This is a genomic window from Microbacterium sp. MYb45 (assembly GCF_002979655.1).
Classification (GTDB): Bacteria; Actinomycetota; Actinomycetes; order Actinomycetales; family Microbacteriaceae; genus Microbacterium.
Genome location: NZ_PCPG01000016.1, coordinates 55,238 through 75,628, shown reverse-complemented (window position 1 = coordinate 75,628; position 20,391 = coordinate 55,238). Strand labels below are relative to the sequence as shown.

The 20,391-nt window shown below is 69.5% G+C and carries 19 protein-coding genes; 14 read left to right on the top strand and 5 right to left on the bottom strand.

The features are described from left to right. The first annotated feature begins 183 nt into the window (after nt 1-183). Nucleotides 184-2,148, top strand: coding sequence for a glycosyltransferase (locus CQ034_RS19800; protein WP_258134256.1), 1,965 nt, complete (start codon nt 184-186; stop codon nt 2,146-2,148). A 39-nt stretch (nt 2,149-2,187) separates the two neighbouring features. On the opposite strand, the gene CQ034_RS17570 is transcribed toward CQ034_RS19800, so the two are convergent. After that, nucleotides 2,188-3,210: a glycosyltransferase family 4 protein gene (locus tag CQ034_RS17570; RefSeq protein WP_105712080.1), complete on the bottom strand. Its 1,023-nt coding sequence runs from the start codon at nt 3,208-3,210 to the stop codon at nt 2,188-2,190. Nucleotides 3,211-3,422: 212 nt separating this feature from the next. On the opposite strand from CQ034_RS17570, the gene rfbA reads away from it, so the two are divergent. Genes rfbA through CQ034_RS17555 form a run of 3 tightly spaced genes read left to right on the top strand, consistent with a single transcriptional unit; the run spans nt 3,423 to nt 6,705 of the window. Beyond that, nucleotides 3,423-4,295, top strand: a complete 873-nt coding sequence (gene rfbA / locus CQ034_RS17565; RefSeq protein ID WP_029262877.1) for a glucose-1-phosphate thymidylyltransferase RfbA — start codon at nt 3,423-3,425, stop codon at nt 4,293-4,295. Beyond that, on the top strand, nt 4,292-5,290 hold the full coding sequence (gene rfbB / locus CQ034_RS17560; RefSeq protein WP_105712079.1) for a dTDP-glucose 4,6-dehydratase: 999 nt from the start codon (nt 4,292-4,294) through the stop codon (nt 5,288-5,290). The genes rfbA and rfbB overlap by 4 nt, the downstream gene beginning before the upstream one ends. Then, nucleotides 5,290-6,705, top strand: a complete 1,416-nt coding sequence (locus CQ034_RS17555; RefSeq protein ID WP_105712091.1) for a bifunctional dTDP-4-dehydrorhamnose 3,5-epimerase family protein/NAD(P)-dependent oxidoreductase — start codon at nt 5,290-5,292, stop codon at nt 6,703-6,705. The genes rfbB and CQ034_RS17555 overlap by 1 nt, the downstream gene beginning before the upstream one ends. On the opposite strand, the gene CQ034_RS17550 is transcribed toward CQ034_RS17555, so the two are convergent. Next, nucleotides 6,702-7,922, bottom strand: a complete 1,221-nt coding sequence (locus CQ034_RS17550; RefSeq protein WP_105712078.1) for a glycosyltransferase — start codon at nt 7,920-7,922, stop codon at nt 6,702-6,704. The two genes, CQ034_RS17555 and CQ034_RS17550, sit on opposite strands and share 4 nt — an antisense overlap. Nucleotides 7,923-8,042: 120 nt before the next feature. On the opposite strand from CQ034_RS17550, the gene CQ034_RS17545 reads away from it, so the two are divergent. Then, on the top strand, nt 8,043-8,498 hold the full coding sequence (locus CQ034_RS17545; RefSeq protein ID WP_105712077.1) for an adenylyltransferase/cytidyltransferase family protein: 456 nt from the start codon (nt 8,043-8,045) through the stop codon (nt 8,496-8,498). A 43-nt stretch (nt 8,499-8,541) separates the two neighbouring features. Here the strand turns inward: CQ034_RS17545 and CQ034_RS17540 are convergent, their stop codons facing one another. Next, complete coding sequence (locus CQ034_RS17540; RefSeq protein WP_105712076.1) at nt 8,542-8,934, bottom strand: SIP domain-containing protein; 393 nt, start codon at nt 8,932-8,934, stop codon at nt 8,542-8,544. 128 nt (nt 8,935-9,062) lie between these two features. Between CQ034_RS17540 and CQ034_RS17535 the strand changes: the two genes are divergently transcribed. The 5 genes from CQ034_RS17535 to CQ034_RS17515 are packed head-to-tail and all read left to right on the top strand — an operon-like array spanning nt 9,063 to nt 14,105. Further along, nucleotides 9,063-9,563, top strand: a complete 501-nt coding sequence (locus CQ034_RS17535; protein ID WP_308737273.1) for a transporter substrate-binding domain-containing protein — start codon at nt 9,063-9,065, stop codon at nt 9,561-9,563. After that, the gene (locus tag CQ034_RS17530; RefSeq protein WP_105712075.1) at nt 9,560-10,549 is read left to right on the top strand and encodes a cation transporter; all 990 of its coding nucleotides are present in this window, start codon (nt 9,560-9,562) and stop codon (nt 10,547-10,549) included. The genes CQ034_RS17535 and CQ034_RS17530 overlap by 4 nt, the downstream gene beginning before the upstream one ends. A 41-nt stretch (nt 10,550-10,590) precedes the next feature. Next, nucleotides 10,591-10,854 carry a glutaredoxin domain-containing protein gene (locus CQ034_RS17525; protein WP_029262885.1) on the top strand — a complete coding sequence of 88 codons (264 nt, stop codon included), beginning with the start codon at nt 10,591-10,593 and terminating at the stop codon, nt 10,852-10,854. A 31-nt stretch (nt 10,855-10,885) separates the two neighbouring features. Next, on the top strand, nt 10,886-12,280 hold the full coding sequence (locus CQ034_RS17520) for an MFS transporter (protein WP_258134255.1): 1,395 nt from the start codon (nt 10,886-10,888) through the stop codon (nt 12,278-12,280). A 28-nt stretch (nt 12,281-12,308) separates the two neighbouring features. After that, nucleotides 12,309-14,105 carry an aldehyde dehydrogenase family protein gene (locus CQ034_RS17515; RefSeq protein ID WP_105712074.1) on the top strand — a complete coding sequence of 599 codons (1,797 nt, stop codon included), beginning with the start codon at nt 12,309-12,311 and terminating at the stop codon, nt 14,103-14,105. A gap of 3 nt (nt 14,106-14,108) precedes the next feature. Here CQ034_RS17515 and pip read toward each other — a convergent pair whose 3' ends face one another. Beyond that, nucleotides 14,109-15,116, bottom strand: a complete 1,008-nt coding sequence (gene pip, locus CQ034_RS17510) for a prolyl aminopeptidase (RefSeq protein ID WP_258134254.1) — start codon at nt 15,114-15,116, stop codon at nt 14,109-14,111. A gap of 27 nt (nt 15,117-15,143) precedes the next feature. Next, nucleotides 15,144-16,028: a neutral zinc metallopeptidase gene (locus tag CQ034_RS17505; protein WP_105712088.1), complete on the bottom strand. Its 885-nt coding sequence runs from the start codon at nt 16,026-16,028 to the stop codon at nt 15,144-15,146. A gap of 52 nt (nt 16,029-16,080) precedes the next feature. On the opposite strand from CQ034_RS17505, the gene CQ034_RS17500 reads away from it, so the two are divergent. The 4 genes from CQ034_RS17500 (at nt 16,081) to CQ034_RS17485 (ending at nt 20,364) form a co-directional block, all read left to right on the top strand. After that, complete coding sequence (locus CQ034_RS17500) at nt 16,081-17,070, top strand: malate dehydrogenase (protein ID WP_105712072.1); 990 nt, start codon at nt 16,081-16,083, stop codon at nt 17,068-17,070. A gap of 116 nt (nt 17,071-17,186) precedes the next feature. Next, nucleotides 17,187-19,475 carry a DUF6571 family protein gene (locus tag CQ034_RS17495; protein WP_105712071.1) on the top strand — a complete coding sequence of 763 codons (2,289 nt, stop codon included), beginning with the start codon at nt 17,187-17,189 and terminating at the stop codon, nt 19,473-19,475. A 23-nt stretch (nt 19,476-19,498) separates the two neighbouring features. Beyond that, entirely contained in the window at nt 19,499-20,083 is a 585-nt protein-coding gene (locus CQ034_RS17490) for a hypothetical protein (RefSeq protein ID WP_146114874.1), read from the top strand. After that, complete coding sequence (locus tag CQ034_RS17485) at nt 20,083-20,364, top strand: hypothetical protein (protein WP_029262893.1); 282 nt, start codon at nt 20,083-20,085, stop codon at nt 20,362-20,364. The genes CQ034_RS17490 and CQ034_RS17485 overlap by 1 nt, the downstream gene beginning before the upstream one ends. Nucleotides 20,365-20,391: the final 27 nt, after the last annotated feature.

Below are 20,391 nucleotides of genomic sequence, written 5' to 3'. Positions count from 1 at the left end.
GGTCGCCGGCCGAATTCCCCAGAGTCGCGACCGACGTCGACTCCCAGGAGAACGACTATACGCGAGAGACGCCTCCGGGCAGGGGCTTCAGGGGGATCACGGTACGATGAGGCCGCGCCGGAGTGAAGGCGCGAGACTGCCATGGGGATGGTGCGGATGACCAGGGGACCGGAATCGAGCGACATGATCGCAGTGACGATCGGCATACCCACCTACCGGAGGCCGGACCTCCTGGAGGCACTGCTGCGAACCCTGCCGTCGCGCATCGCTGAATGTGCCGACCTCGGTCTCGACATCGACGTGCTGGTCGTCGACAACGACCCGGAGGGGTCGGCACGCGAGGTGGCCACCGGCACAGGACTCCCTGTCCGGTACGTGGTCGAGCCGACGGCGGGGATCGTCGCCGCTCGCAACCGGATCCTCGACGAATGCGGCGACCGCGACCTCCTCGCCTTCATCGACGACGACGAGATCCCGCGGGAGGCCTGGCTCTCCTCTCTCCTCACGGTCTGGCGCGAGCACGGAGCCGACGCGGTGATGGGACGCGTCATCTCCGTCTTCGACGAGGACGTCGATCCCTGGCTGCTCGCCTCGGGCACATTCCGGCGACCGCCGAGGAAGACGGGTACGGTCCTGCAGGTCGCGGCAGCGGGGAACCTCCTGCTCGACCTCCGCTCCATCCGCCGGCTCGGCCTGCGCTTCGATCCGTCGCTGGGGCTCGGCGGCGGCGAGGACACCCTGTTCTCCCGGCAGCTGGCTCAGCGCGGCGGCCTCATCGTGTGGTGCAACGAGTCCGAGACCGAAGACCTCGTCGTCGCCGCGCGACTCAGCCGGGCGTGGGCGGCGCAGCGTGCCTTCAGCTCGGCGAACGCCGGCACGCGGATCCAGCTGCAGCTCACCGAGGGGCGGGCGCGACGAGGGATCCTGCGCGTTCGCGCCCTGGTCGGCGGTGTCGCCAGGATCATCGTCGGCGGTCTGCGCCGAGCCTTCGGCGCGCTGACCCGGAACATCACGCACCACGCCAGGGGCACGCGCCTCGTACATCGCGGTCGCGGCACGATCGCGGCCGCGCTCGGCCGCCGCTACGACGAGTACCGTCGCCCATCGGAGGATGACACCACCATGACCGACTCCCCTTCGACCATCCGCGTGATGCAGTCGCTCGGCGCACCGCGCCCGACGACGAACCCGTACAACAAGATGCTCGACGAAGCGCTCGGGTCCACCGAGGGCCTCGAACGGCTGCGCTTCTCGTGGGGCACAGCACTCTTCGGGCGCTACGACGCCTTCCACTGGCACTGGCCCGAGGCCAAGCTGCACGGCTCCTCCTGGTGGAAGTCCACCGGGAAGTTCCTCCTCACCACCGCTCTCGTCTTCCGGCACCGCTTCTCCCGGCGCATCGCGGTGGTGCGGACCGTCCACAACATCGAGCTCCCCGACGACAACGCGCCGCGGCTGTGGCTGCTGCGCTTCATCGACCGCCACACCGACTACCGGATCGTCATCAACGAGACGACGCCGCTCCCGCCGGGAACGCCGCACAGCCTGATCCTGCACGGGCACTACCGCGACTGGTACGCGAAGTTCCCGTCCGCCGAGCGCGTGCCCGGTCGACTCGGATCGTTCGGCGGAGTCCGCCGCTACAAGGGCCTCGAAGGATTCATCGATGCCTACGCGGAAGCCGTCACGACCGAGCCGACGCTGAGCCTGAAGATCGGCGGGCGCCCATCCACCCCCGAGCTCGGCGACGACCTCCGGGCGCGGACCGCGGGACTTCCCGGCGTCGAGATGCACCTCGATTTCCTGAGCGATGCCGAACTCGTCCAGCTCGCGACCTCGTCCGAGCTCATCGTGCTGGCGTACCGGTTCATGCACAACTCGGGCAGCGTGCTCGCCGCTCTGTCGATGGCGCGTCCGGTGCTGGTGCCGCGGAACGAAGCGAACGAGGCGCTGGCGCGCGAAGTGGGTGCCGAATGGGTGCTCATGTACGACGGAGATCTCGATGCGCCCACGGTGGTCGACGCGTGGCGCGCGGCATCGACGCTGACCGGGTCACCCGACCTGTCCCGACGCGAGTGGGTGGATGCCGGCCCGGCGCACCGGGATGCGTTCCGCGAAGGCGTCGCGCTCAAGCGTCGACGCGGCTGAGCGGCATCGCGCCGCGGGGTCGGGGCGCGACCGCCACGATCACACCCGCTGCAGCAGCCCCTGCACGAGGGCCGCGACCATGATCTGCGTCGTGAAGCTGCGCTCCACCTCGATCCGGCCGTTGCGCCCGAGTTCGGCCGCGCGCTGCGGATCATCGAGCAGGCCCAGCACCGCCCTCCCGAGTTGCTCCGCGTCCCCCGGCGGCACGAGGTGGCCGGTCCGCCCCTCGCTCACGTACTGACTCATGCCGGGCGTATCCGAGACGACGACCGGGCGGGCGGTCGCCAGCGCTTCCAGAGCCACCGTCATCCCCGAGCCGTGCAGGTTCGGCCTGGTCGGGACGACGATGACGCTGGCGGTCGCATAGAGATCCCGAAGCTCCGCGTGCGGCATGTGCCGGACCACCCGCACCCCCTCGGGCGGCACGAGATCGGAACCCGTCTGCACCACGACCTCCGTGTCCGGCCGCGCGGCGAGCACGCGCGCGAGAGCCGCGTAGAGCGTCGCCGGATCGCGGTCACGGTCGTTGCCGACACTGACGATCCGCGGCTGCGTCGGAGAGGGCTGCGCGCCGAAGAAGTCGCTGTCGATGCCGAACGGGATCGGGAAGACCCGCGGACCCCGGCTCCCCAGCAGGCGCCGGAGCGGGTCGATCTGCCCTTCGCTGAGCACCCACGCGGATTCGGCCCCGCCCAGCATCGAGAGCAGGCGGGCCGGAGCGGGACCTGCCTGCGCCATGTCGGTGAGCCAGATCACCCCGGTGGCGTAGCGGACGCGGGGATGCAGGATCTGCAGGCGATACGCGGTGTTCTCGTCCCACGTCACGGCCAGGCCCTCGACGGGGCGAGGTTCGATGCCCAGCCGCGCTCGCACACGAGCGACCCGACCGGGCGGCGGGAGATCGACCACCGCCACGGCCGCATGATCACGCAGCGCATCCAGTCCGTAGGGCCAGACGCTCGGGACCTCTCCCCTGGCATGGCTCCGCTCCCAGGCCGGCACCGACTGTTCGGCACGATGAGCCCAAGTGAGAGACAGCGAGGCACCACCCTCGGATTCCACGAGCCAACTATGGACCTCCACAGGCACCCTGACAAGAGCCGATTCCGGGACGGACACGGAGATCCCGCACCGGACGTCACAGCATCCACTCACCCGCCGGTGAGGTGACCCGCTAGAGTCGGACGTACGACTGTGGGGGTCGTCGGACGGCAGGGGATGGCCGTCCCTTCTGTGACGCCACCATGGACATCGACGTTTTCACGAGGGGGATCATGAAGGGCATCATTCTGGCGGGCGGTTCGGGTACGCGACTGCATCCGATCACACTGGGAGTCTCGAAGCAGCTCATCCCGGTCTACGACAAGCCGATGGTCTACTACCCGCTGTCGACGCTGATGCTCGCCGGGATCCGGGACATCCTCGTCATCACCACGCCCCACGACGCCGCCCACTTCGAACGACTCCTCGGAGACGGCTCGCAGTTCGGCATCTCGCTGACGTTCGCCCAGCAGGAGTCGCCGGACGGGCTCGCGCAGGCGTTCACGATCGGTGCGGACTTCATCGGCGACGACAGCGTCGCCCTCGTCCTCGGCGACAACCTGCTCTACGGCCCCGGCCTCGGCACCCAGCTCAAGCGCTTCGCCGACATCGACGGCGGCGCGGTCTTCGCCTACTGGGTCGCCGAGCCCGAGGCGTACGGCGTCGTCGCGTTCGACGACGCCGGCCAGGCGATCTCGCTCGAGGAGAAGCCGAAGAATCCGCAGAGCAACTACGCCGTGCCCGGCCTGTACTTCTACGACAACGATGTGATCGAGATCGCCCGCAACCTGGCTCCCAGCGCTCGCGGCGAGTACGAGATCACCGACGTCAACCGCGAGTACCTCGAACGCGGCAAGCTCCAGGTCGAGGTGCTGCCCCGCGGCACCGCCTGGCTCGACACCGGGACGTTCGACCAGATGACGGATGCCGCCGACTACGTGCGAACGATGGAGCGCCGCACCGGCATGAAGATCGGCGTGCCCGAAGAAGTGGCCTGGCGCCAGGGCTTCCTCGACGACGACGAACTGCGCGTGCGCGCCGAAGCCCTCGTGAAATCCGGGTACGGTTCCTACCTGCTCGAGCTCCTGGAACGAGGCAAGCGATGACCCGGCTGCTCGTGACCGGCGGCGCCGGTTTCATCGGATCGAACTTCGTGCACCATGTCGTGGCGCACACCGACGCGCACGTGACCGTGCTCGACAAGCTGACCTATGCCGGAAACCGGGCATCGCTCGCGGGCCTCCCCGCCGACCGCGTGGAGCTCGTCGAGGGGGACATCGCCGACGCCGAGCTCGTCGACGGGCTGTTCGCGAAAGCCGACGCGGTCGTGCACTATGCGGCGGAGTCGCACAACGACAACTCGCTGCACGACCCGCGGCCGTTCCTCGACACGAACATCATCGGCACCTACACGCTGCTCGAGGCCGCACGTCGGCACGAGCGGCGCTTCCACCACATCTCGACCGACGAGGTGTACGGCGACCTCGAACTCGACGACCCGCAGCGGTTCACCGAGAACACGCCGTACAACCCCTCGTCGCCGTACTCGTCGACGAAGGCGGGCAGCGATCTGCTGGTGCGCGCGTGGGTGCGGTCGTTCGGAGTGCAGGCGACGATCTCGAACTGCTCGAACAACTACGGGCCGTACCAGCACGTCGAGAAGTTCATCCCGCGTCAGATCACAAACGTGCTGCGCGGCATCCGTCCGAAGCTGTATGGCGCCGGCCAGAACGTGCGCGACTGGATCCACGCCGACGATCATTCGTCGGCCGTCCTGACGATCCTCGACAAGGGCGAGATCGGTGAGACGTACCTGATCGGCGCCGACGGCGAGAAGGACAACAAGTCGGTGGTCGAGCTCATCCTCACGCAGATGGGACAGCCCGCGGACGCCTACGACCACGTGACCGATCGCGCGGGCCACGATCTGCGCTACGCGATCGACTCCACGAAACTCCGCACCGAGCTGGGCTGGGCGCCGCAGTTCTCCGACTTCGAGTCGGGGCTCGCCTCGACCATCGACTGGTACCGGGAGAACGAGGACTGGTGGGCGCCGGCGAAGGATGCGACCGAGTCGTTCTACGCGGCGAAGGGCCAGTGATGACGGAGTTCGGCAAGGCGCTCACGGTCACCGAGACGCCGATCCCCGGCCTGCTCGTCGTCGACCTGCCGGTGCACGGGGATTCGCGCGGCTGGTTCAAGGAGAACTGGCAGCGCGAGAAGATGGTCGCCGCCGGCCTCCCTGACTTCGGACCGGTGCAGAACAACGTCTCCTTCAACGATGCGGTCGGCACGACGCGCGGCATCCATGCGGAGCCCTGGGACAAATGGGTCTCGGTCGCCACCGGGAAGATCTTCGGGGCGTGGGTCGACCTTCGCGCGGGCGACACGTTCGGCACGGTCTTCACGACGGAGATCGATCCGTCGCGCGCGATCCTGGTACCCCGCGGCGTCGGCAACTCGTACCAGACGCTCGAGGCGGACACGGCGTACACCTATCTCGTCAACGATCACTGGTCGCCCGACGCCGAGTACTCGTTCCTCAACCTCGCCGATGAGACCGCGGCCATCGCGTGGCCGATCCCGCTCGCCGACGTCGAGGTGTCGGCCAAGGACCTCGCGCACCCGCGCCTCGCCGATGTGACGCCGATCGGGCCGAAGAAGATCCTCGTCCTCGGCGGCGCGGGCCAGCTCGGACTCGCCCTGCGCGCCGCGCTCGGCGACGCCGAGCACGTGGAGTACACGACGCGGGAGACCCTCGACCTGCGGGCCGACGACCTCGCCACGGCGCGGCGATGGCGCGACTATCGCGCGATCATCAACGCCGCCGCCTACACGGCGGTCGATCTCGCCGAGACCGACGACGGCCGCGGAGACGCCTGGTCGTCGAACGTCACCGGCGTGACCGCATTGGCACGCATCGCCGCCGAGAACGGCATCACGCTCGTGCACGTCTCCAGCGACTACGTGTTCGACGGCAGGAAGGCGGGCCCGTACACGGAGTCCGACCCGGTGCGCCCGCTCGGCGTCTACGGCCAGACGAAGGCCGCGGGCGACGCCGTCGTCGCGACGGTGCCGCGGCACTACATCGTCCGCACGTCGTGGGTCATCGGCGAGGGGCGCAACTTCGTGCGCACGATGGCCTCGCTCGCCGAGCGGGGTATCGCACCGCGGGTCGTCGGCGACCAGATCGGGCGCCTGACCTTCACCGAAGATCTGGCCTCGGCGATCCTGCACCTGCTGTCGACCGCCGCTCCTTGCGGCGTCTACAACGTGACCGGCGCGGGAGAGCCGCGCTCGTGGGCCGACATCGCGCGCGCCGTGTACCGCCTGACCGGGCATGATCCCTCCGGCGTGACCGACGTGACCACCACGGAGTACTTCGCCGACCAGGCCGGCCCGATCGCCCCGCGTCCGCTCAACAGCGTGTTGGACCTCGGACGCATCGAGGCGACGGGATGGACGCCGCGGGATGCGGATGCCGCCCTCGCGACATACCTCGGCGCGAGCAGCTAGAGCTCGCCCGGCTTCATCGCCTCGGCATCGATCGCGCGGATGACCCGCAGGGCGGCGGTGTCCGTCGGCGGCTCGGCCCCCGCGGCATCGCCCTTGCGCCGCCGCTGCGGAGCGTAGACGACGAGCGAGTGGAACAGGAACCGGGCGAAGAACGCCACGATCAACGAGAGCGCCGTCGCGAGCACGCTCGAGATGTGCCAGGTCTCGACCATCAGCGCCATCACCGGGATGCGCAGCGCGGCCTCGACGTTGTTGAACGCGAAGGAGCTGGCGAAGCGGATGCCCAGGGCCCGGGCATCCGTGCGCATGTCGGCGAACACGAACCGCTCCTGCAGCAGGAAGTTGCCGATGATCGTGACCTCGGCGCCGATGATGGCCGCCCAGACGTAGGGCACGCCGGCGGCGGTGAGTGCCCACATGATCCCGAGGTTCGCGGCCGCGCCGATGACGCCGATGAGCGCGAACAGCGACATCTTCCCGAAGCGCAGGCGGGCGAGGTGCGCGATGAAGGTCGCCCCCTGACGCAGGCTCGCCTTCGAGGTGCCGTGCCGGCGCTCCGCGAACTCCATCGGCACCTCGGCGATGCGCAGATCGTTGCGCGCGAGGATCTCGAGAAGGATCTTGAAGCCCTGCGGCTGGAGCGCCGTGAGGTCGAGCTGACGCCGGTCGACCAGGAAGAAGCCGGTCATCGGGTCGGTGCTGCGCGCGAGACGGATCGGGAACATCGCCCTCGTCAGCCAGGTCGCCGCGCGTGAGACGCCGAAGCGCACCGCTGTGCCGAGCCCGCTGGTGTCGCCTCCGCCGATGTAGCGCGACGCCGCGACGACGTCGGCATCCCCTGCGGCGTGACGCTCCAGCAGCACGGGGAGCAGTTCCGGTGGGTGCTGCAGGTCGCCGTCCATCACGATGCAGACATCGGATGCCGCGGCTTCGAGTCCGACCACCACAGCCCCGCCCAGTCCGTTCGTGTTCTCGGTGCGATTGATGACCCGCACGGGGATCGATGCGTCGACCGCGACCCGTTCGATCTCGGCGGCGGTGTCGTCGGTGCTGTCGTCGACGAACAGGATCTCGGCGTCCCACCCGGCGAGCGCGGCGGCGGTGCGGGCGACCAGCTCAGCGACGTTCTCGCGTTCGTTGAACGTCGGCACGATGACCGTGACCGGTGTCCCCACGTCAGCCCCCTGTTCCGCGCACGCACCGCGTGCGGCCTCCATCGTTCCATGGGTTGCTGTGGGGAACGAAACCCAGACCTGCTAGACTGTCGAACCGCGGCTGTGGGAGTCGCGAAGCGGATGGGGATCCGCTTACTGGGGAATTACTGATCTGGGGAGATCATGGGGACGCGTATCGGCTATGCCGTTGGTGCTTTCGACCTGTTTCACGTCGGGCATCTGAATCTACTTCGTCACGCCAAGCAGCACTGCGAAATTCTGATCGCAGGCGTCGTCAGCGACGAGATGCTGCGTCAGGTGAAGGGCATCGAGCCTGTCATCCCGACGGCGGAGCGTGCGGAGATCGTGAAGCACATCTCGTTCGTCGACGACGTCTACGTCGAGACGACGCCGTCGAAGATGGACTCGTGGCGCGACGTGCAGTTCACGCACTTCTTCAAGGGCGACGACTGGCGGGGCACCGACAAGGGGCTGCGCCTGGAGAGCGAGTTCGCCGAGGTCGGGGTCGAGGTCGTGTACTTCCCGTACACGGCGCACACGTCGAGCTCATCGCTGCGCCGCGCCCTCGACGCGATCACCGCGGGCGCGAACGCTCCCGCGGTGGCCGCGGTCCGCTGAGCGCCTGAGCGCCTGAGCGCCTGAGCGGATCGTCGCCGAGCGGTCAGTTCGCGACGCCGAGCAGGCTGCGCGCCATGCGCGCGACATGCGGCGGCGTGTGCGGCCCGAGCCAGACGGTCCACTGCGACGGCGGCTCGGAGCAGGTCCACTCGACGCACCACGCGTGCACCGCGTTCGCCAGTCGCTCGCCACGCGTGTGCGCACGGATACCGTCACCGCGCACCAACCAGCGCACCGACACCCCCTCGGGCACGTCGATGTGGCGGAACTGGATGCGCGCCGCCGCCTCGAGGATGATCACGCCCTGCGCGTCCCACGGCAACCGCGCGGCGATGCTCGCGATGACGCTGGCATCGGCCGCGTCGCCGGCAATGAGCACGGCACCTTCGATGTCGTCCCAGTCGGGATCCTGCAGGTGCTCGCATGCGCTGCTCATGGTTTCGAGTATAGGTAAGGGTACCCTTACCCACAAGAGACGGCGCCCGATCTGCGTGGCGCTAGCGCTCGGCAGTGCCACTCGTCAACGGCTTTGCGGGACGACGGCGCGCGGAGCACTCTCGGGGCGTGGACAGATCTGCGATGACGCAACGACGGCGCATCCGGCGCCCGGTCGCCTCCCTCGTCGTGCTTGCCGCCGTCGCCCTTCTCGCGGGGTGCGGCCTCTCGATCCCCACCGACCCCGACGGCACCCTGGACTCCGTCTCGGGAGGAGTGCTGCGCGTCGGCACGTCCCCGGATGGCGAGCTGGTGGAGGTGAGCCAGGGCGACCCCACCGGAACGATCGTCGATCTCGTGGACCGCTTCGCCGATAGCATCGACGCCGACACCGAGTGGACCGTCGCGTCGGAGGAGACCCTCGTGACCGAGCTCGAGGCAGGCGACCTCGACCTCATCGCCGGCGGCATCACCCCCGACACCCCGTGGATCGACAGGGCGGGTGTCACACGGGGCTATCGCGGGATCGAGGGCGCCGACGGGCGTGAGCTCGTGATGCTGGTTCCACTCGGCGAGAACGCCTTCCTGTCGACACTGGAGACCTTCCTCGACGAGGAGGTCGGCGGATGACCGAGACCGGGCAGTTCGGCCGTACCACGCTGCCACCGGAGCAGGCGCGGGCGGTTCGTCGCGCGGTGAAGTGGGAGATCTTCACGATCGTCTACACGTCGATCACGATCGCGGTGATCGCACTCGTCGTGGGTGAGTCGCAGGCCATGCGGACAGCCTGGATAGAGGACATGCTCTCCTTGATCCCGCAGTTCGCGTTCCTGACGGCGCTGCTCTTCGTGCGCCGTCGTCCCACGAAGAAGCACCCCTACGGACTGCACCGCGCGATGGGCGTCGGGCACCTCGTGGCTGGAGTCGCGCTCCTCGCCGTGGGTCTGAATCTCGCCGTCGAGGCCGTCACCGGGCTGATCGCGGCCGAGCACGCCACGATCGGCACCGTGCAGCTGTTCGGTCAGACGATCTGGCTCGGATGGCTCATGGTGGGCGTCATGATGGTCGTGATCATCGGGCCCGTGTTCTTCTACGGCCCGGCGAAGTCGAAGCTCGCCCCGGTGCTGCACAACAAGCTCCTGTATGCCGACGCCGACATGGCGAAGGCGGACTGGCAGACCACGGTGGCGTCGGTGGTCGGCGTGCTCGGCATCGGCGTCGGCGCGTGGTGGCTGGACGGGGCGGCGGCCCTCTTCATCTCCCTCGGCATCATCTGGGACGGCTTCCGCAACACCAAGACGGCCGTGGTCGACCTGATGGATCAGCGCGCACGCACCTACGACAGCAAGCATCCGCATCCGCTGGCCGCCGACATCGTCTCGTACCTGCGGAGTCGGCCCTGGGTCGCGCAGGCCGGAGTGCGGATGCGCGATCAGGGACAGGTGTTCCACATCGAGGCGTTCGTCGTGCCGCATCGCCGCAAGGTGGCACTCGACGATCTCACCGCCGCCGCAGAAGGGATCGCCGACATCGACTGGAAGATGCAGGACGTGGTCGTGATCCCCGTCGAGCATCTGCCCCGCGAGGTGGACACCGGTCGCCGAGCACCCGGCTGACGCTCAGCGCCACTCCGTCCGGGCGGCCGTAGGCTGGAGACATGACTTCTCCTGCCTCCGACACCATCACGATGTTCGGCGCCGACTGGTGCCGCGACTGCATCCGCACCAAGAAGCAGCTCGATGCGCTCGGGGTCGAGTACACCTACGTCGATCTCGTCGCCGAGCCCGCCGCCGCGGACGTCGCGAAGGAGATCTCCGGTCGCACGAACATCCCGGTCGTCGTGTACCCCGACGCCTCGCACCATGTCGAGCCGTCGAACGCCGACGTCGAGTCGAAGCTGCGCGAACTCGCACTGATCTGAGTGGCCCCCATCGCGCCGCTACACTGGCGCGATGAGCACTGAGGCTCGGCCCGAACGAGCATCCGTCCGCCTCTCCCCGCGCACGATCGTGCTGTACGCGATCGGGTCGCTGGGGACCGGCGGCTATGCCACGCTGCCCGGGCTGGTGCTGACGTACTTCCTCACCGACAACCTCGGCGTCGCCGCCCTCGCGGCCGGACTCATCGTCACGGCCGCGAAGATCTGGGACGTCCTGATCGATCCACTGATCGGCGCCGCGTCGGACCGCCAGCTCGCTCGCACCGGTTCCCGTCGCGGGTTCATGGTGACCGGTGCTCTGGCCCTCCCCCTGTTCTTCGCCCTCACGTTCGCCGTGCCGCCCTCCTGGGGTCCGGTCGCCGGGGCGATCAGCGTGCTGCTCGCTTTCCTCGCGACCGCCACGGCGTTCAGCCTCTTCCAGGTGCCGTACGTCGCCCTGCCCGCCGAGCTGACCGGCGACTACGACGAGCGCACCCGTCTGCTCGGCTGGCGCGTGGTCGTGCTCACCGGGGCGATCCTGCTGTTCGGCGCCGGAGGCCCCGCGCTGCGCAATGCCGGCGACGACCCCGTCATGGGGTATCTCCTGATGGGCATCGCTTCGGGTCTCGTGATCGGGATCGGCATGCTGATCGCTTCCCGGACCGCGACGATCGCCGCCCGGCGCACCGTGGCAGCCCCGGCCGCCGCGATCGCCGACTCGACATGGCGCGATCAGTACATGTCGGGCTTCCGGGCCCTGAAGCGCAGCCAGCCGTTCCGCGCACTGCTGGGCACGTTCGTGTTGCAGGCCCTCGCCACGGGGACGATGCTCGCCGGGGCGCAGTACGTCGCGACGTGGGTGCTGCGCAGCGAGGATGCCGTGACATTCGTGTTCGTGGCCCTCGTCGGACCTGCACTCCTCGCGACTCCGGCGTGGACCGTCATCGCGAGGCGGGTCGGCAAGGAGCGGGCGTTCGCGATGGCCAGCGCTCTGTTCACCGCCGCCGCCGCGACGCTCGTCTTCGCGGTCTGGGCGCCCGGCGCCTGGATCTACGCCTCGGTCGCGGTCGCCGGCATCGCCTACGCCGGGCTCCAGTCGCTGCCCATGGCCATGCTGCCCGACGTGATCTCGCACGATGAGCGCACGAGCGGTCCGGGACAGGCCGGCACCTTCACCGGCATCTGGACGGCGGGTGAGACCGTCGGCTTCGCGCTCGGCGCCACCGCGGTGTCGCTGACCCTCGCCGCGACCGGCTACATCTCCACCGTCGCCGGAGCCACGGTCGAGCAGCCGGAGGCCGCGATCACGGGCATCGTGCTCAGCTTCAGCATCCTTCCCGCCGTGCTGATGGCCGCGAGCCTGCTGGCGCTCCGGCGCTACCGCCTCCGTCGCGCCGACATCGAGGCCGTCGGAACCTCCGACGCCTAAGCTGGGATCCCGTCCGAAGGAGACGCCGATGACTTCTGCGAACACGACTCCCGCCCCTGCATCCGCCTCGAAGAGCGCGCCGGAAGCAGAGTCCCCGTCACTGCGCGAGGGCGAGCAGGAACGGCTCGACGCCGCGGTCGATGACCTGCAGTCCGGGGCGCGCACCTGGTCTGCCCTCACGGTCGCCCAGCGCGTCACGCTGCTACGCGCGGTGCGCACGAGCGTCGCAGCCACCGCCGAGGACTGGGCGAACACGGCCGCCGCCTCCAAGGGGCTCGACGGGAAGCACCCGCTGCGCGGCGAGGAATGGTTGAGCGGCCCCTACAGTGTGCTCGGCGCGCTCGACGCCTACATCGAGACGCTCTCCCGCCTGGCGAAGGGCGTGAATCCGCTCGACGGCCTCACGATCGACCGCGCCCCCGGCGGACGCACCCGCGTGCACGCCTTCCCCCTGACCGGCATCGACAAGTTCCTGCTGTCCGGCTTCACCGGCGAGGTGTGGCTCGAGCCCGGCATCACCCCGAACGCCGCGCGCGCGGGTGCCGGCCTCGCGCAGCGCACCCCCACCGAACCGGGCGGGGTCGGACTCGTGCTCGGCGCGGGCAACGTGACCTCGATCCCGGTGCTCGACGTGCTGTACGAACTGCTCGCCCACAACCGCACCGCCCTGCTGAAGGTCAACCCCACGCAGGATGCTCTGGTGCCGGTGTACAAGCGCGCGCTCGCACCCCTCATCGAACCGGGACTGCTCCGCATCGTGCGCGGCGGCCCCGCGGTCGGCGCGTATCTCACCGGCCACCCCGGGCTCGTGCACGTGCACATCACGGGCTCCGCCGCGACGTTCGACACGATCGTGTGGGGGCCGTCGAAGGGCGAAGGGGCTGCCGCGACGAAGCGTCGTCGGCGCGAGAACCGCCCGCAGCTGAAGAAGCCGATCACCGCCGAACTCGGCGGGGTCTCCCCCATCATCGTGGTGCCCGGCGCGTGGACCGACCCCGATCTCACCTACCAGGCCGAGCACATCGCGACCATGCGCCTGCAGAACTCCGGCCACAACTGCATCGCCGGCCAGGTCGTCATCATGTCGTCCGAATGGGACCAGGCCGATGCGTTCCGCGCCGCGCTGCGACGTGCGTACGCCAACGCCCCGGAGCGCCCCATCTGGTACCCCGGCTCTCCCTCGCGCATGGAGCTCGCGACCGACGCCTACCCCGATGCGCTCGTGCTGGGCGACCGGCTGCTCGTCGAGATCGACGCCGACGACGATGCGGCTGCGCTCGAGACCACCGAGTACTTCGCGCCGGTGCTGGGCGTCGTCACCGTTGCGGGCACCGGCCAGGAGTTCCTCGATGCCGCCGTGGCCCACGCGAACGACAAGCTCCAGGGCACCCTCGGCGCGAACCTGCTGATCGACCCGGCGACTGAGAAGGCGCTCGGCGCCGGTTTCGAGCGGGCCATCGCGGCGCTCCGCTACGGCTCGATCGCGATCAACAGCTGGACCGCCTTCGGCTTCATCACCCCGACCCTCACCTGGGGCGCGTTCCCCGGCGGCACGATCGACGACGTCGGCAGCGGCATCGGCGTCGTGCACAACGCGCTGCTGCTCGACGGGGTGGAGCGCTCGGTGCTCCGCGGACCGTTCCGCCCGTTCCCGCGGTCGCTGCCGATCGCGAACGGCGGCGGACGCCTCACGATCCTGCCGAAGCCGCCGTGGTTCGTGTCGGCGCGCACCGGCGCGGCCGTGAGCGAGGGGCTGACCCGCCACCGCGCGAACGGCGGCGTCGTGGGACTCCTGAAGACGCTGACGAAGGCACTGCAGGCCTGAGGCTCAGCGGGCGGCGCGGGCGAAGCGGTCGGTCGCGGCGCGCAGCGCCTTCTGAGTACCCGGCTCGGTGGCCGCGTGCCCGGCATCGTCGACCACGACGAACTCGGCCTCGGGCCAGGCGCGGTGCAGGTCCCACGCGGTCATCATCGGTGTCACGACATCGTGCCGCCCCTGGACGATGACGGTCGGGATATGGCGGATGACGTCGACCCCGGCGATCAGCTGCCCCTCTTCCCACCAGCCGCGGTGGACGAAGAAGTGATTCTCGATGCGGGCGAACGCGGTCGCCTTCTCGGGGTCGGACATCGCGCCGATCTGCGCGGCATCCGGCGTCAGCGTCACGGTCGCCGCCTCCCACGTCGACCAGGCGATCGCGGCAGGCACGTGCACAGCGGGGTCCGGATCGAACAGCCGCCGGTGGTAGGCCTCGATCATGTGCGAGCGCTCAAGCACGGGGATCGGCGCGAGGAAGCTCTCCCAGAGGTCGGGGAACAGCGCGGCGGCGCCGCCCTCGTAGAACCATTCGAGCTCGACGCGACGCAGCGTGAAGATCCCGCGGAGGACGAGCTCGGTCACGGCATCCGGATGCGCCTGCGCGTACGCCAGCGCGAGGGCGCTCCCCCACGACCCGCCGAAAACCTGCCACTTCTCGATGCCGAGGTTCTTGCGCAGCAGCTCGATGTCGGCGATCAGGTGCGCGGTCGTGATGTACCGGAAGTCGGCATCGGGCGCGCTCGCGTGCGGCGTGCTGCGTCCGCAGCCGCGCTGGTCGAACAGCACGATGCGATAGACCTTCGGGTCGAAGAACCGGCGCTGCCAGGGCGAGGTGCCGCTGCCGGGCCCGCCGTGCAGGAACACCACCGGCTTGCCCTCGGGGTTGCCGCTGACCTCCCAGTAGACGCGGTGGCCGTCGCCGACGAGCAGTTCCCCCGTCTCGTGCGGTTCGATCGGTGGATACAGCGCATCCGTCTTCTTCATCTTCGGTCCCCCGGCCGGTCGTGCAGACTTCATCGTCAACGCTAGCGGGTCACGCTGCGGCTATGGATCCAGCTGGTCGGTCGGCAGCGTCAGCACCTGTTCGCAGACGCCGAGGCCGTTCTGATACCCCTCGGCGAACCAGCGCTGCCGCTGCTCGCTGGAGCCGTGCGTCCAGCTCTCCGGGTTCGAGAAGCCGGACTGCTCCTGGATGTGGTCGTCACCGACCGCGAACGCCGCGTTCAGGGCATCGATGCGCTGCTTCTCGGTGGTCGGCTGAAGGTACGGGACGCCCTTGCTGTCGGTCTCCTCCGAGATCCGACCGATCCAGGCACCCGCGTAGCAGTCGGCCTGCAGTTCCGTGCGGACGCCGTTGCTTCCGGGACCGGTGCCGTTGTTCGGGTAATCGTCCATGACCCCGGTGATCCATTGGATGTGGTGACCCCACTCGTGCCCGACGATGTACAGCTGGGCGAGTTCGCCGGCGGATGCGCCGAACTGCTCCTGCATCAGCTGGAAGAAGGTCGGATCGATGTAGACCGTCTCGTCGCCGGGGCAGAAGAACGGCCCGACCGCGTTGGATGCCGTACCGCAGGCCGTGTTCGTCGCCCCGTCGACCACGATGAATCCGGGCTTGCGGTAGCCCTCGACCTCGTCGGCCCAGAACTCGTCAAGCACGAGCTGCGCACCTGCCATGCGGCAGTCGACGTCGGCGTTCGCCTGCGCACCGGTCTCACAGTTCTCGATGACCGATCCCCCGGCGGGTTCGCTGCCGCCGCCGGGCGCGCCGCCGCCGATCAATCCGGTCAGATCGATGCCGAGCAGCGGTCCGGCGATGAGTGCGATGATGCCGAGCACGCCCACGCCCACCCCGCCGGCGATGGCTCCGTTGCGGCCGCGTCGACGCGTGGTGTTGCCCGAGATGTCGGCGTCGGGATTGAAGGTCATGCGTCGAGGGTACTCCGCGCGGAGATCGGCCGAACGGTCGTAGGCTCGGGGCATGACGACCACGATCACCATCACCGGCGCGGGCGGACAGATCGGCTACGCACTGCTGTTCCGCATCGCGGCGGGCGACCTGCTCGGACCCGATGAGAAGGTGCGGCTCCGGCTGCTGGAGATCCCGCAGGGACTCGGCGCCGCGGAGGGGGCGGCGCTCGAACTGCAGGACGGCGCATTCGGCCTGCTCGAGCACGTCGAGGTGACGGATGACGCCGCCGTGGGGTTCGACGGCACCGATCTCGCGCTGCTCGTGGGCGCCCGCCCGCGGGGACCCGGCATGGAGCGCGCCGACCTGCTCGCGGCCAACGCCGGTATCTTCGGCCCGCAGGGCGCGGCCATCGCGGCGAACGCGGCATCCGGCGTACGCGTCACGGTCGTCGGCAACCCCGCCAACACCAACGCCCTGATCGCGTCCGCGGCAGCCGACGGCGTGCCCGCCGAGAGGTTCACCGCCCTGACCCGGCTCGATGAGAACCGCGCTCGTGCCCAGCTGGCGCAGACGCTCGGCGTTCCGGTGCACACCGTGCGCCGGGTGCCCATCTGGGGAAACCACTCGGCCACGCAGTTCCCCGACATCTCGCACGCGACCGTCGGCGGGAAGCCGGTCGGCGACGCTCTCGAGCAGATCGTCGGCGACGTGCCGGCCTGGCTCGATCAGACCTTCATCCCGCGCGTCGCCAAGCGCGGCGCCGAGATCATCCAGGTGCGCGGGTCGTCGTCCGTGGCATCCGCGGCGAGCGCGACGATCGACCACGTGCGCGACTGGGTGCAGGGCACCGACGACTGGACCTCGGCCGGCGTCGTCTCGCACGGCGAGTACGGGGTTCCTGCGGGTCTGATCTCGTCGTTCCCCGTGCGCTCTGTCGACGGCGAGTGGCGAATCGTCGAAGGCCTCGAACTGAGCGACTGGGCCCGCGCCCGCTTCGACGCCTCGGTGGCCGAGCTGGTCGACGAACGCGAAGCCGTGCGCACCCTCGGCATGCTGTGATCGCCTGACCGCGCACGAGCGGTGAGGCGCATGGGGAGTTCTGCCCATCGCCGGTCTTCGTCACCCCCGCTAGATTTGCTGGGGGACGGGAACACCGTCGAGGAGGGGCGCACGACATGACTCAGTGGGACGAACTGCATCCGGGCCGGGGGAACACCGGGGCGGTCAACGATGCCGCGACACGCGTCAGCAACCGGAACACCGGCACCGAGACGGTGCGTACGGCTCTGTCGAACGCCGCCACCGGCACGACCGAGGAGATCTGGGCCGGAGACGCGGGCGCCGCGTTCCGCACGTCGCTGGCGAAGCCGCAGACCCTGTGCGATGAGCTCAAGACGGAGTTCGCCGCCGTGCAGTCGGCCCTCTCCGCCTACGCCACCGAGGTCGACCGCATCCGCGTCGCCACCACGGCGGCGCACCAGGCCTACGCCACCGGCTACGCCACGTGGAAGGCCGCGGAGCAGGAGGACAGCCCGTTCCTGCCGTCGGCCTTCACCCCCAACGCGCCGAATGCCACCCTGGGGTCGAACCTCTGGGTGCCGAGCGGGAACAAGCCCGGCCTGTACGACATGCGGATGGCCGCACAGCAGCTGCGCACCCTCGCCGACCAGCGCGAGACCGCCGACAGCACGCTCACGACGGCGCTCCAGCCGCCGGCATCGGCGCGGTGGGACCAGATGCAGTCGGCGCTGAGCGCCGCGGGCATCGACGACATCGACGACCTCACCTTCGAGAACCTCGGAGACGCGTTCGCGAACCTCGCCGACGAGATCGCCGAGGGCGACGTCACCGACGAGAACGTGCAGGCCCTGCAGGACTTCTTCTCGGTCTGGGGCGAAGACACGTTCGTGATGTCGCAGTTCTTCCTCGAGGTCGGCGGCGAGAGCACCGTCTCGATGATCGACAACCTGGGTGACGCGGCCATCACCGAGGGCTTCGACCCCGCAGCGGCACTCGCGCTCGCGACCATGATCCGCGGGGGCCTGTCGACCGGCTCCCAGATCTGGATGCCGTCGACCTCGAGAGACTTCGCCGACAGCATGCTCGAGGGCGCCTCCTCGACCGTGGGCGGCGCGGTCGCGGCGATCGGCTTCCTCTTCTCCGACGAGAAGAACAACCCGCTGGGTGTGAACCTCACGGTGGCCATGGCCGACGAGATCGACCGCATCGAACGCGACCCGATGAGCATGCAGAACGGCGGCTGGTACGACACCTCGCCGAACGCGGGCGGTCGCTTCCTCGCGCAGCTCGAGGGCGAGACGACCGGGCTCAACGGCAACCGCGTCGACGACCTCGCCGGCCGCGTCTTCTCAACGCTCGGCACCTACCCCGACGCGGCACTGGACTGGCTCACGGCGACCGGAGAAGACCCGTACGGCGACGGCGACCTGGGCCCCGGACGTGTCGAGTACTGGTACGGCGACCGCGACTGGAGTGCCGACGGCAGCGGCGACGGCTTCGAGGGTCCGGGCGCGCTCTGGGCCGGTGCGCAGCAGGCCGCGGGCGGCCCTGCCGACGCGACGCACACGTACAACCCGGAGACCTGGGACCGCGTGGCCGAGCTCACCACCCAGATCGTGCGGGAGCTCACCACTAACGAGAGCTTCCTGCCGGAGAACCTCACGAGCATCGGACAGGTGCGCATCGCAGAGGGCATCTCCGTCGCGATGCCGTACTTCTCGGAGAACCTCAGCGAGAGCGACCCCCGCACCGCGAGTGCGCTGTCGATCCAGGACGCACTCATCGGGACGACCGACCCGCGTTCGATCCCCAACGTCACGCAGGCGCAGCTGTCCCAGCTTCTCGGCACCGCGACCTGGAGCGATGGGGATTCGCCGTCGGCCGGCGCGGATGTCATCTCCCAGTCGGTGCGTCAGTACCAGGATGCGCTCATCGCGCTCGCCGACTTCGCTCCTCCCGGCAGCGCCTTCGCCGCGGACGCCCTCGAGCGCGTCGTCGAGCTGCAGGGTTGGCTCGACGGATCGGGGGAGGGCGCCGCGCTCGGAGAGGCCGGACGCCACGATGCGGCCGTCCAGGAGGCCATCGACGGCGTGAGCACGGTCGTCGGGCTGATCCCGATCCCGGCCGTCGGCGACGTCCTCGTCGAGGGCGGCAGCGTCGCGATCGATGTCGTTCAGGATGCCGTCATCGGCGGCGTCTCCGACTGGGGCTTCGGCAATGCCGAGGCGGCGTGGGGCAATTCGCACGAAGTACTGTTGGAGGAGCAGCAGAACAGCGCCTCCGGCCGCGAGATCGCGATGATCAACACCATCGAGCAGATGCTCGCCGATCTCGGCATGACGGAGGGGCTCTCCCCGGCGGAGGCGACAGATCTGGCCGAGGAGATGCTGGCGGACTATCAGCGAGGCGTCGAGGCCAGCTCGTCGTGGGCAGAGGGGCATTGAGAATGCAGTACAGGCGTCGACTCATGGGTCTGACAGTGGTCGGGATCGCGACGATCGGTCTCGCGCTGACGGGGTGCACCCCCGCGGCCATCGAGCCGCCGTCGGTCAGCTGGCAGTCGGGCGAGCCCTCGGGTGAGCTCGAGTCGAGCCCGTGGGTGCAGGCCGTCCGCGCATCGGACACCGCCCTCAGCATCGCCGCGTTCACCCGCGACTACACTTCCGACGAGCTGCAGGACACCACGACCGCAGCGGCGATCGACGCTGCGGCCCAGTGGCAGCGCGACGAGGCGAAGGCCGACCGGTTCTTCACCTATCCCGGCCCGGTTCCGATGATCCCGCTCTCGGTCGACGAGGAGGGTGGCGAGGCGCTCGTGACCGTCTGCCAGGCGCAGGACTGGTACCTGGACGCCGACCGCACCTCCGCGCCGGAGCCCACCTCGGGCCGCGAGGTGGTCTATCGCGTGATCCGCGACGACGACACCCACCTCGTCGAGACCGACTCCGTCACCACGAAGGACTGCGACATCGCAGGCGCGAGCGTCGCCCTCTTCGACCCGCAGCCCGACCCGACCGAGACCTATTCTCCCGACGATGTGAAGGTGCCGTGATGACCGATCTCCAGTTCGACTCCGACGCCGTCGGCGCCACCGGCAGCACGCTCCAGAGCACGGCATGGGGCATGAGCCTCGACGTCGACCTCTCCCTCGCCGGCTGCGGCAGCTCCACGGTCTCGGCCGCCGCCGACACCTGGGCCATGTGGGCCAAGGCCTCGCTCCTGCAGCTGCAGAGCATGACCGCCGGTGCCGGCGTGGTCGCCCGCGACTCCGCCACCGCATTCGAGACGCAGGAAGCCGAGATCACGGACTCGGCGAACAACGGCACCCCCTGACAACGGTCTGCATCCGCACCCGCGACA